Origin of the sequence: Salipaludibacillus sp. HK11, assembly GCF_047795645.1 — a bacterium.
GTDB lineage: Bacteria > Bacillota > Bacilli > Bacillales > Salisediminibacteriaceae > Salipaludibacillus.
The window spans coordinates 3,210,733-3,223,822 of sequence record NZ_CP181045.1 but is presented as its reverse complement, the minus strand read 5'-3'; the positions used below and the strand labels follow the sequence as shown (position 1 = coordinate 3,223,822).

Below are 13,090 nucleotides of genomic sequence, written 5' to 3'. Positions count from 1 at the left end.
GGGGATGGAACAAACGGTATTTTTAGTTATTCAGTACCCCTATGATCCGGTTCGTTGCAATGTTACTCTTTGCAAGGCCCATCATTCATAATCGGTGTAGACCTTTCTATGCTTAGGAAGTTGAAGACAGAGGTGGGAGGAATTTTGCAAAATGGTGTCCAAAAAGATGCGCTAGAGATTTGAGCGAAAGAAGGATTAGGCGGCTACTACGCAATCATAACCAATGAATTGGAGAATTTGATGAGAGTGAATTATTGATATATATTGAAGGTTGTAGTGAATCGAAAGGCTTCCAGTAGCCATTTTTAGAAAAATTACTATCTGTTTAATTATTTTGATGCATTACTTGCCGATATTTGAGAATATATTATCTTGAGTTTCGCAGTAAAACAAATTAAAAAACAGCCTTGAACCGGATGGTTATTGAATTCCTTACTGTTGCTATTTTTTCTGAAGGAAATATGTTATTTATCCTTTTCTTGACCTCTCCTCTCTGATATTGCTAGCTATGTCATTTATTATTACTCCACCATTTGCACAAAAAAGGGCTTTGGAAGAATCCAAAGCCCTTTTACATGATTTCATCCTATATTTAGACTAAATTACTTTTCCTCTTTCTGTAATAAAATATCAGCGTAGCACCAACACCAAGTAGTAATAATAGGAACCCGATGAAAAGCATATTATATGCTCCTGTTGCAGTCTCGGGGAGCTCCTGACCTTCCTTTTCATCGGAAGTGCCAGACTCTTCGGTGTTATCGTCCGTTTCAGTGCTCCAATTGTCATCGTTCTCACGATCACTATCTTGATAACTATCGTCATTGTCAGAGGATCTTGGTCACTCTTCACTGTCTCCGTCGTTATCCTATGCACGGCTGTTTTGCTGATTAAACAGCCATTCACGCTGCCTCTCCAGAAAGAACAGTCTCTTTTAAGAACTTTTTACTAACTTTAAATAAATTTAAAGCAAGCGCATGTTCAATCACAAATTTCTAACAGTAGATAGTATTAATGACTTTCACGTCTGGATAACTATTGATTTCGTTATTACTCGCACTACTGCTGGAACTCGATATCTTTACAAGCATTCTACCGCTTCTATTTTTCCCTACTAACCTTAAGAACTGTCCGGGACTGCTGATAAAGTCCAACTTTTTAAAAACGAAAAATACTTAAAGAAGAACGAGCCCTCAGAATCGCTTCTAAGCAACGTTTAGTATACGGTGAGACATTTTTATGTCCAATAAAACGACCGTTTTTCGAAAGTCACTACTTTACCACTGGTCTCGAACCGTCCCCCCGGTTCCTTTTATGTCGTATCGCCTTGAATCAGTTCAACATCAAAGATTGTACGTTCAGCAAGGGGTTCCTTGTTCTCAATTTGTTTGACTAAAGAACGAACCAGTTGTTTAGCTAACAACTCAATAGGCTGCTTTATTGAGGTTAATTTAGGAGATTGCAGCATCCGAGTGAAACTATGGTAGTCATATCCAATTACTTTTAAATCTTCAGGGATGTTGATTTTATTTTTGGAAGCATATATGGATAGGGCGTATGCCATTAAATCATTGCTACAGAAGACGCCATCATATTCCGATAAATGTTCACTTACTTCTTCTTCGATGAAACGATAATTATCATCGAAAGTCGCATCAACTTTTGCGCCCTCAACTACTTCCCATTTGATATTGTGACGTGTACACGTCATTTGAAAGGCATCAAATCGGCGATTTGAAAGCATTTCAAAATTAAGAGGTCCAGAGATATGCAGTAACGTTTTACATCCTTGATCAATTAAATGGCGTGTTGCTAGTTCACCGCCATGATAGTTATCACTAGCAACGTAAGGGATTTTAGAAGAAATAATCCTGTCAAATGAAACACTAGGGATGGAAAGTTTTTTATAAACCTCTGTGTCTAAAGTATGGCTGCACATGATAACACCATCAGCACGGTGTTCTTTTAACATTTGTAAGTAGCCGTGTTCTTTTATTTTATCGTTTACTGAATTACAAATAATAATTTTATAGTTTTTTAAGCTCGCGTAATACTCAACCCATTGCATTATTTCACTAAAGAAAGGGTTTTTCATTTCTGGAACAATCAGACCGATTAAATGTGATTGATTAGAAAGTAATGAACGGGCAATTTGATTAGGTGAATAATCAAGTGTTGTAATAGCATCTTCAACTTTTTTGCGTGTTTCTTCTCCAATGTATCCTCGATTATTCATGACGCGAGAAACAGTTGTAACAGAGACTCCTGCTTTTATTGCAACATCTTTAATTCCAACCATATGACATTCCTCATTTATATATTTAATAGCTTCATTGTAACATATGTTAAAGGTTTTCACTAAAATAGTATATTAAACGCTTTCTTGTATGTATTTTTATTGAATGTACCAATTTTATATTGCGTTATAAGTATATATATCAGTCTTTTAAAAGGTATAAAAATATATGAAAACGATTGACACATAAAATTAACAATGCTATTATTAGCTCATTAAGAAAATATAACGACAAAAGGAGGTTATTAGGCTATAAATAAACAATGATGTATTTAATTCTTTTTTTTAGCAACACGTTGTTTGCGCTTACAAATAATAAGGGGGTTTAATGATGAGTAAATATGTTAAAGGTTTAATAGCATTAATGTTAGTAGTCTCAATATTGGCAGCTTGTGGAAATGATGATGATGATGTATCAGAGAATACGAATGGTGAAGAAGAGGAAAGTTCTTCGGAAGAAAACACGGCCGAAGGTTCTGAAGGTTTAGATTTATCAGGAACAGAGATTTCTATTTTGTTAAGTAAACCAGAAATTGCTGGTGAATTTGAAACTGCAGTGGATGAGTTTTCTACTGAAACTGGTGTTGATGTAACGATTATTCCATTAGCAGGCGGCAATGCTTTTGAAAGAATGACCTCACTATATTCAGCCGGTAATGCTGCTACGCTCATGATGGTAGGTAATGAGTTTAAGACATTCCAAGATAGATTGTTAGATTTATCAGAGGAGTCATGGATGGAAAATGTACAACCTGGTATGACAGATTTTGTTACTGTTGACGATAAGGTGTACGGACAGCCATTAACGGTCGAAGCATTTGGATTCATTTACAATAAAGCTATTTTAGATGAAGTAATTGATGGAGATTTTGATCCTACATCAGTAAGAACGCATGATGATCTTGAAAATTTAATGAACGAATTGGAAGCATTTGAAGGCGTAGAACCTGTTCATGTATCTCCGATGGATTGGTCACTAGGTGCTCACTTAAGTAATCCGCTTTTCGCAGCTCAATCAGAAGATCGTGATGAACGTCATCAATTTATGGAAGACATGATTGCTGGAGAAGTAGCATTAGAAGACAATGATGTATTTATGGGGTGGTTAAAAACGTTTGATATGATAAAAGAATTTAATGATAGTAAAAATTCTCCATTAGCTCCACAGTATGATGATGGACCAGCTGCACTAGCAGGTGGAAATGTTGGCTTATGGTTTATGGGGAATTGGGCATATCCGCAACTAAAAGAATTAGATCCAGACGGTGACTACGGATTTATTCCAGTCCCAATTAGTAATGATGCTTCTGACTATGGAAATGCACAGATTTCAGTTGGTGTACCTTCTTATTGGGTTATTGACGAATCACAATCATCAGAAGAGGAACAAGAGGCTGCTAAAGTCTTTCTAGATTGGCTAGTTAATACAGAAGCAGGGCAAAATCATTATGTGAATGAGTTTAATTTGATTCCGGTATTTGATAACTTTACTGTAAGTCCTGAGGATCCTATTTCTCAATCGGTACTTTCGTATATGGAAGAATTAAATACATTAGAATGGATGAACTCATATTATCCTACTGATGGATTTCCGGCGATGGGTGCGTCAATGCAAAAATACTTGTCAGATGCAACCGATCAAGAGGGTTTCATTAATGAAATGGAAGAATACTGGGCTAGTGTAGAGTAATACGGATTACAGAATTAATGGGGTAAGCTCTTTGGTTGCTTATCCCATTTTGATTTTTAAGGAGGGTTTGAATTGTATAACGAACGTAATTTTAGTGATAAATTTAAAGTATTTGCCACGTTTGCTGCTATTCCATTATTTGCATTTTTGGTTGTTGTGTTACTACCTGTTGTAACGGGTATTGCTATGACATTTACAACTTGGACTGGCTTCTCAGGCTCTTTAATGGATTTTGTTGGTCTTACCCATTATCGTGATGCTTTTGCGGATGCTCTATTTTGGGATTCTATATCAGTTACGTTTAAATATGTCCTTTTCACATTAATTCTTACCAATGTCATCGCATTTGGTTTAGCTTTACTTGTAACAAGTGGTATGAAAGGTCAAAATTTCTTTCGAATGGGATTTTTCACTCCAAACTTAATTGGTGGAATTATTCTAGGATTTATTTGGCAATTTATTTTTGCTAGAGTACTTGTCTATTCTGGAGATTCGCCATATTTAGATCTATTCTCATCTTCGTGGCTGGCAGATCCTGATAATGCCTTTTGGGTGCTCGTGATTGTAGGGGTATGGCAAAGCTCAGGTTATATGATGCTTATTTATATTGCAGGGTTAATGGGGATTAATAAGTCTTTACTTGAAGCGGCAGAATTGGATGGCGCTAGTGCATGGAAGCAAATGATGAAAATAAAAATACCCCTAATGATACCAGCATTTACAATTAGCCTGTTCTTGACGTTGCAGCGAAGTTTCCTAGTTTTTGATGTTAACTTGGCATTAACAAATGGTGGGCCATTTAGATCAACAGAATTGATAGCAATGCATATTTATAATGAAGCTTTTTTATATCAAAACTATGGTTCAGGGCAAGCGAAAGCTTTTATTTTGTTTATAATTGTAGCAATTATAGCTTTATCTCAAGTTGGTATTATGAAGAAAATGGAGGTTGAGTCATAATGCGTAAAAGAAAACAGATAAAATATATTGCGCTTTTTGTAGTTTCTCTCATAATGTTTCTATTATATTTCTTTCCTTTTGTTCTAGTTATATTAAACTCTTTTAAAGAAAGAACGGAGATTATTGATAATCCATTAGCTTTACCTGAACAGTTTTCATTTGATAACTATGTTGAAGCATTTAGTACAATGAATTTTATGTTGGCGTTGTGGAATTCGGTATTAGTTACCGTTGTCTCGGTGACAATAATTATTTTATTCTCATCCATGTTGGCCTATTTTCTAGTTAGATGGAAGTGGAAAATGAACCGTTATTTATTCATGATATTAATTGCATCAATGATTGTACCGTTTCAAGCATTAATGATTCCATTTGTTTCAATATATGGGAATTTAGGTTTGTTAAATAGTCATTGGATGCTTATGTTCTTTTATTTAGGATTTGGACTTGGACTTGCAACATTTATGTATCATGGTTTTATAAAAAATATTCCTGTTGAACTAGAAGAAGCGGCAGTGATTGATGGTGCTTCTCGTTTACAAGTATTTTGGAAAGTTGTATTTCCAATGTTAAAACCTATCTCTGTGACGATCATTATCCTAGATGTGTTATGGATTTGGAATGACTTCTTACTACCATCGCTAGTGTTTGTTTCAGAAGACAAGAGAACGATCCCGTTATCTACGTTTTATTTCTTTGGCCAATATACGTCAAGCTTTGGACCGGCAATGGCTGGTTTAATTCTAGCGACTATCCCTATTCTTGTGTTCTTCTTGATTTTACAGAAACAAGTAATTAGAGGCGTTATTGACGGTGCGATTAAATAGGTTTAGGGGGAGGTTTACATGGCTGAGCATACTAAAGAGATTAGTAAGGCCAATGAGGCACTAAGATTGAATAAATTACAATATAAAGAAACAAAATATAAGCCGCTGTACCATTTCAGTGCGCCTAGTGGTTGGATTAATGATCCTAATGGATTTATCCAATATAAGGATCAATACCATTTATTTTACCAACACCATCCATACTCATCTGATTGGGGACCAATGCACTGGGGACATGCAACAAGTGATGACTTAATTAACTGGAATCATGAGTCAGTCGCTCTCGCTCCTACTGAAGACTATGATCGAGATGGCTGTTTTTCAGGAAGTGCCATCGAAAAAGATGGCACGTTATATCTTATGTATACCGGTCACACTTGGACAGGGGAAAATCATGATGAAGATTTAAAACAGGTACAATGCCTAGCGAAAAGCGAAGATGGAATAAACTTCAATAAAATAAAGGGTAATCCTGTTATTGATCAGCCTAATTTTGAATCTGTTCATCCTAATCACGTTAGAGATCCAAAAATTTGGATGAAAAACAATACGTATTATTGTGTGATTGGGTCAAAAAATCGTGATAACGTTGGTCAAGTAATCATGTATGAGTCTAAAGATCTGAAAGAGTGGGAATTTGTAAATGTTATAACAAAAGGTGAAGGCAACGCAGGTTTTATGTGGGAATGCCCTGATCTGTTTCATTCAAATGGGAAAGATGTATTAATTTATTCTCCTCAAGGAGTAAAACCAGAAGGATGTTTATATCACAACTTACATCAATCGGGATATGTTGTAGGAGATCTTGATTATCAGACAGGTGAATTCGAACATGATGCGTTTCAGTTGCTAGATTACGGGTTTGATTTCTATGCACCGCAAACGCTAATTGATGGATCTGGTCGGCGAATTTTAATTGCATGGATGAACATGTGGGAAAGTGAGATGCCAGAAAAAGAAGAGGGATGGGCTGGTGCATTTACGCTTCCTCGAGAACTTAAAATAGAAAATCAGAGGTTAATTATTCAGCCGATTGTAGAGGTAAAGGAACTAAGAACCGATCGGGTTAACTATAATAATCTTTTAATAAATGAATTAAAAGAGATAAAAGGCGTGAACGGTCAAACGATTGAAATTGATTTAATAGTTGATATGAAAAACGCTGATTTATTCGGTATGAAACTATGTACTAACTCAGAAATGACGGAAAAAACAATGATTCAGTATCGTAAATCTAAGGAAAAATTAATGTTGAACCGTGATAAATCTGGAAAAGGACCAATCGGAGAAAGAGCGGCGTTTGTTAAATTAAAAGATAACAGACTGCATCTAAATATATTTTTGGATTACTCGTCTTTAGAAGTATTTATAAATCATGGAGAAAAGGTTATGTCTGCAAGAATATATCCGGATAAATTATCTGACAGAATATTGTTTTTCTCTGATAATGACACAGAATTGGTAAAGTTAGAAAAATGGAAAATGGGACAGAAGATATAAGTGTAAGATGGAGAAGATCAACGGAAGACGAAGAGTCTAAATAAACGTATGTACGTCTTATTAAAATCAAAAAGCTATCATTATAACTAATCTATGACGTTTCAATAGCGCTGAATAAGAATGTAGTTTCTGAGATTAAAGAGATGAATCCTTTGTTTAGACGTCTCTTTGAAGTGTGAATATGTTTACAGAGCAAGGTAATTCTTTAAGTTGAATGGGGGTTCTAGATGGTTACTTTAAATCAAACATATTCATTGAGAAATAAATCAATTGATGTTTTATCAATTGGAGAAATCTTAGTTGATATGATTTCAGATAGTTATGAAAATCTACATGGAAATAATCGCTTTCAAGTCTTTTTTGGAGGTTCCCCTGCTAATATTTGCATGAACGTTAATAAACTTGGCGCAAAAGCAAAGTTGTGTGCGAGTGTTGGGAACGACAGATTCGGTGATTTTTTAGTTTCACATTTAGAAAAACAAAAAGTTGAAACAGATTTAATCCAACGAACGAAATTACCAACTAGTATGGTCGTTGTTAATAAAAGCAAAGATACACCAGTCCCAGCTTTTTACCGTGGGGCAGATTATGGCTTTCACTTCACAGAACAGCTAAAAAAAGCGATTGATGAGTCGATGATTCTTCATATCTCTTCGTGGCCAATTTCTAAAAAAGCATCACGGGAGGTAATTAACCAGGCAATTGATTATGCAAAAGATCAGGGGGTATTGATTGGTTTCGATCCAAACTATCACCAAGGTTTATGGGAAGATAATGAAGATGGGACTGAAATTATTAAAGAAGTGATAGGAAAGGTAGATATTCTAAAGCCATCAGAAGATGATGCAAATCGTTTATTTGGTGAGGATACACCAGAGAATCAAATAGAAAAATTTCATGAGTTAGGTTGTCAGTTTGTGATTATGACTTTAGGAAAAGACGGAGCGATTGTCTCTTGCGAAGGGGAGAAAGTATCTCATGAAACAAAGGCAACTGATATTGTTGATACTACAGGTGCTGGAGATGCATTTTGGTCCGGATTTTATACAGGTATTACACAAGGTGAAACGATCGAAAAAGCAGTTGAAATTGGTTTGTTAACTAGTGCTTATAAACTAAAATTTGTCGGGGCTGTTGTTGATTTACCGCATTATCAAGATTTGTATCAAATTTAGTAGGAGGAATTTAAATGGCATTGAAAAACAAAGTACAATTAATTACTTATCCAGACTCTTTCGGTGGCGACTTAAAAACACTCGATCGTGTGCTTGATACTTATTTTAAAGATCTATTCACAGGTGGTATTCATATTTTGCCTCCATTTCCTTCGTCTGGAGACCGAGGTTTTGCTCCTTTAACCTACCTTGATATTGAACCGAGCTTTGGAAACTGGACAGATATAAAACAATTGGGAGAAACGTATGATATTTTGTTAGATTTGATGGTTAACCACATTTCCAGGAAATCAGTGTATTTTCAAGATTTTCTCCAGAAGGGGAGGGAGTCGGAGTATGCTGACCTATTTTTGACTCTTGATAAAATATGGAAAGATGGACAGCCAGTGAAAGAAGATATTGACAAAATGTTTTTAAGAAGACCTTTGCCTTACTCTACCTTTCAGATTGACGAAACAGGAGAAACGGAGAGCGTATGGACTACGTTTGGTAAAGAGAATCCTTCTGAACAAATTGATTTTGATATTAACTCTGCTAAAGTTAAGCAGCTTTTTACAGAATACTTCAGAAACTTTAAGGAGCAAAATGTAAAGATTGTAAGACTGGATGCGGTCGGTTATGTGATAAAAAAACTGGGGACAAGCAGTTTCTTCGTGGAGCCTGAAATCTATGAGTTCCTTGATTGGATAAAGGAACTGGCAGATTCGTTGGAAATTGAATTGCTTCCAGAGGTCCATGCGCATCATTCCATTCAAAATAAACTTGCGGCTCATGGATTCTGGATTTATGATTTTATTCTTCCATACCAGATCCTTGATACACTTTTAAATCGATCAAGTAAGGATTTAAAAGAATATTTAAAAGACCGCCCTGAGAAACAATTTACCATGCTCGATTGTCATGATGGGATTCCTGTAAAACCGGACCTTGACGATCTGATCGATACGAAAAAAGCTAGAAAAGTAGTGGATAGAACTCTAGACAGGGGCTCTAATTTGAGTCTTATCTTATCAGATGACCACAAAGATGAAGACGGTTTTGATGTGCATCAAATAAGGTGTACTTATTACTCTGTTCTTAACAAAGATGATGATGCATATTTAGCTGCAAGAGCAATACAGTTCTTTGTTCCAGGCATCCCACAGGTTTATTATGTGGGTCTCTTAGCAGGAGAAAATGACGAAGAAAATATAAAAGCAACAGGGGATGGCCGTGCGATTAACCGCCATAATTATACAGTTGAGGAGATTGAAAAATCCTTGAATAAAACAGTTGTTCAAAGGCTGTTGAAGCTCATTCGCTTTCGCAATGAATATGACGTATTCGATGGGGAGTTCGAGGTTTTGAATTCTTCTAATACGGAAATACACCTGTCTTGGAAAAAGGGAGAGAATTATTGTACATTATTTATTGATCTGAATGAGATCAAGTCTGTGATAGAATATAAAGATGAGAACGGCCATAAGACACAATATGTTGTTTAGGATTACCGGGGGGATTACCGGGGGGACGGTTCTTGTGGTCGAAAAAAATTGTCAAGATAAAATTAATTAAAATTTACCTTTTAGTTTCTTAGGAGTGTTAATGAAAATGGCAATGTTACAGGTTAGTTATTATTCAGAAGCGATGCGAAGAGAAGTGACATTTAATGCACTGATTCCGTTGGATACAATGGAAGGTAAACAAGAAAACGCACAACTGCCGATGAGATCCCTTTATTTGTTACACGGATTAACAGGTAGTTTTACTGACTGGCTCAGCTATTCGCGAATTCGAGAGTTGTCTGATAAGTATCATATAGCTGTGTTTATGCCGTCCGGCGAAAATCACTTTTATTTGGATGATACGGATATAGGAGCGTTGCATGGTGAATTTGTTGGAAATGAGCTAGTAAACTATACACGTAAGTTGTTCCCGATATCCAACCGTAGAGAAGATACATTTATCGGGGGACTGTCGATGGGAGGATTTGGAGCGATCCGAAATGGGTTGAAATATGCAGAGAACTTCAGCAAAATTATTGCATTATCTTCAGCGCTTATTACTTACAATGCACAAAATGCAAAATCTGACTATAATGATGGCATTTCAGATTATAACTATTTGAAGAGAGTCTTCGGAGATTTAACCCAACTTCAGGGAAGTGATAAAGATCCTGAAGCTTTGATAACGAATCTGAAACAATCAAACGGTAACATTCCTGAAATTTATATGGCATGTGGAACAGAGGACTTTCTAGTGGATTTGAATCGCAGATTTCGAGACTTTCTCAATACGGAACAAGTTGATTTCACATATGTAGAAGATTCAGGAGATCATAATTGGGCATTTTGGGATAAGTACATTGAAAAAGGGTTGTTATGGTTACCGTGACCGGGGGGACGGTTCTTGGGGTCTAGATAAAATCTTACTCTTGTTTTTTTCATAGAATCGGTATGAAGAATAACCCCAAAAGGCAGACAGTATGTTAATGACTAATGGCTGTTTTTTGGGGGAAAGACTACAACAACATCTTAAGGAGAGATAAATATATAAAAGAGATTAACGAAAAAGGGTTATCAACAAGACAAATATCTAGGCTGCAGATATCAGTCGACACATTGTTTTAAACGTATAAGAATGGCAAAGTCAGTACCATGATTACATGAAACCATCTGAATGATTTCTAAAAGCATATATGGAATTCCTCTCTCAATAGAAGACTAGATCCCCACTGATATAGATCAATCCTTTTAGTACTATTGAAATAAATAAAAAATGGAAAATATAGTCAACGTATTAATTTCAGATCTTTAACTTCTACCATTCACGCTACCTCTTCAGATAGAACGGTCTCTTTTAAGAACTCTCTACTAACTCTAAATAAATTAAAAACAATCGCATGTTCAAGCACAAAATCTAACAGTAGATAGAATTAACGCCTTTCACGACTGGATACTAACAGTGATATTATGTATAGAATTACTAAAAATAACTTTTTTGATTCTTTAAAAAGGTACCTCCTGATCCTACGACAACAATTGATTTAGTTATTACTCGCACTTCTGTTGGAAACCGATATCTTTACAAGCTTTTTACCGCTTGTAATTTTTTTGCGTATTTTTCCCTCTAACACTTACTAACCGGAAGAACCGTCCCCCCGGTTAGTCCCCCGGTTACCCGAAACAACCAATAATATGAGATAAATAAACTTGGATTTGTCATTAATTAATCGAGTATTCAGAATAAAATGAAAACAGACCTATGTAAAGGAGGGAATCTTATTGTGAAGGAAAAAAGGGGAAGATCAAAAGTAAATGTTGGTTACTCGATAGGGCTATTTGGGCAGAACATACTTTATGGGTTCATGGGAACATATATGATTATTTTTTACACGGATGCACTTGGAGTTAGTGCTGCGCTAGCTGGCTCGATCATTTTATTTTCAAGAATTTTTGATGCAGTGAATGATCCTGTGATGGGAATTGTTGCTGACAAGACAAGAACGAGATGGGGGAAATTCAGACCTTATATCCTGTTTCTTCCTATCGTTATTACTATTCTGGGAATTCTAGCATTTACTGTTCCCGAAAATGGCACGTTAATTTACATTGCCATTACCTATGTCTTGTTTTGGATAGCTTATACGGCTCTTGATATTCCTTACTGGTCACTTCTACCGGTTATTGCTAAAACTCCAGAAGAGAGGAATAAAATTAATGCGGTTGCCAGTCTGTTTACACTTGGTGGTGCATTAGTTGTCAGTGTGGTTGCTGTTCCTTTAATTATCTTTTTTGGAGGGTCTACGAGCAACCCTGAAGGTTATGTTCCTGTAATAGTCATAATCGGTGTGATTTTGATGATCACCTGTTTCATCACATTCAGATCGACTAGTGAGGGAAAAGTTGACGTGACTCATCAGAGAGAAAAGGCTAAGTTAATAGATTATATTCGTCTTATAATCAAAAATCAGCCGCTTCTTCTCATCATGATTAGTTATATTTGCTTTCAAATTCCATTCGTTCTAAAGCAATCGGTTCAGGTTTATTTCTTTAAGTATGTGATAGGTGGGGAAAGCATGGTAGCTATTGCTGGTGGAACCATGATGCTATTTATGATTATAGGTCTTTTTGTATCTCCTGTTGTGGCAGGTAAAATCGGCAAAAAAAAGACTTGGATATGGGGACTAATCATTTGCTCTTTGTTTAATGCTGCGATCTATTTTGTTGCAGATAATCTTATTCTGATACTTTCATTCAATGCTCTTGGTAGTTTCGGACTGGGGATGGGAATTGTCGCGACAGGTTCAATGATAGCTGATACGGTGGAATATGGAGAATGGAAAACTGGTAAGCGAGCAGAAAGCATGATTTATTCGTCTAGAACGTTTATTACAAAACTCTCGACTGCAATTGCGGGCGGAATGTTAGGGTTAGGCCTAACAATTATCGGATATCAAGCAGATACGGTTCTGTCTACATTTGCTACAACTGGAATGGTCATTCTCATGTCGTGGCTGCCAGCAGTGTTTACTTTACTAGCTATCGTGCCCATGAAGTGGTACACACTAACTGAAGAAAGACATCAAGATATTGTCAATGAACTAGCAGAAAGGCAACATTCAGCACAGTAGCTGAGTTTTTGTTTAGTATTAATTTAATGCGCT

At 36.1% G+C, this 13,090-nt stretch carries 10 protein-coding genes; 8 read left to right on the top strand and 2 right to left on the bottom strand.

The genetic code is table 11. The features are described from left to right. Nucleotides 1–592: 592 nt before the first annotated feature. Nucleotides 593–682, bottom strand: coding sequence for a hypothetical protein (locus ACM26V_RS15230; protein WP_416147579.1), 90 nt, complete (start codon nt 680–682; stop codon nt 593–595). 627 nt (nt 683–1,309) lie between these two features. After that, nucleotides 1,310–2,296: a LacI family DNA-binding transcriptional regulator gene (locus ACM26V_RS15225; protein ID WP_416147578.1), complete on the bottom strand. Its 987-nt coding sequence runs from the start codon at nt 2,294–2,296 to the stop codon at nt 1,310–1,312. Between the two features lie 325 nt (nt 2,297–2,621). Here ACM26V_RS15225 and ACM26V_RS15220 point away from each other — a divergent pair, with 325 nt between their 5' ends. From ACM26V_RS15220 to ACM26V_RS15185, 8 genes are all read left to right on the top strand, one after another. Further along, nucleotides 2,622–3,983 carry an ABC transporter substrate-binding protein gene (locus ACM26V_RS15220; protein WP_416147577.1) on the top strand — a complete coding sequence of 454 codons (1,362 nt, stop codon included), beginning with the start codon at nt 2,622–2,624 and terminating at the stop codon, nt 3,981–3,983. 72 nt (nt 3,984–4,055) lie between these two features. After that, complete coding sequence (locus tag ACM26V_RS15215) at nt 4,056–4,943, top strand: carbohydrate ABC transporter permease (RefSeq protein ID WP_416147576.1); 888 nt, start codon at nt 4,056–4,058, stop codon at nt 4,941–4,943. After that, nucleotides 4,943–5,770 carry a carbohydrate ABC transporter permease gene (locus ACM26V_RS15210; RefSeq protein WP_416147575.1) on the top strand — a complete coding sequence of 276 codons (828 nt, stop codon included), beginning with the start codon at nt 4,943–4,945 and terminating at the stop codon, nt 5,768–5,770. The genes ACM26V_RS15215 and ACM26V_RS15210 overlap by 1 nt, the downstream gene beginning before the upstream one ends. 18 nt (nt 5,771–5,788) lie before the next feature. After that, nucleotides 5,789–7,270, top strand: a complete 1,482-nt coding sequence (locus ACM26V_RS15205; protein WP_416147574.1) for a glycoside hydrolase family 32 protein — start codon at nt 5,789–5,791, stop codon at nt 7,268–7,270. 227 nt (nt 7,271–7,497) lie between these two features. Then, nucleotides 7,498–8,445, top strand: coding sequence for a carbohydrate kinase family protein (locus tag ACM26V_RS15200; protein WP_416147573.1), 948 nt, complete (start codon nt 7,498–7,500; stop codon nt 8,443–8,445). Nucleotides 8,446–8,459: 14 nt separating this feature from the next. Beyond that, the gene (gene gtfA / locus ACM26V_RS15195; protein WP_416147572.1) at nt 8,460–9,929 is read left to right on the top strand and encodes a sucrose phosphorylase; all 1,470 of its coding nucleotides are present in this window, start codon (nt 8,460–8,462) and stop codon (nt 9,927–9,929) included. A 106-nt stretch (nt 9,930–10,035) separates the two neighbouring features. Further along, nucleotides 10,036–10,818 (top strand): alpha/beta hydrolase, encoded by a 783-nt coding sequence (locus tag ACM26V_RS15190; RefSeq protein ID WP_416147571.1) that lies wholly within the window; start codon nt 10,036–10,038, stop codon nt 10,816–10,818. Between the two features lie 892 nt (nt 10,819–11,710). Beyond that, nucleotides 11,711–13,057: a glycoside-pentoside-hexuronide (GPH):cation symporter gene (locus ACM26V_RS15185; protein ID WP_416147570.1), complete on the top strand. Its 1,347-nt coding sequence runs from the start codon at nt 11,711–11,713 to the stop codon at nt 13,055–13,057. The last annotated feature ends 33 nt before the right edge of the window (nt 13,058–13,090 follow it).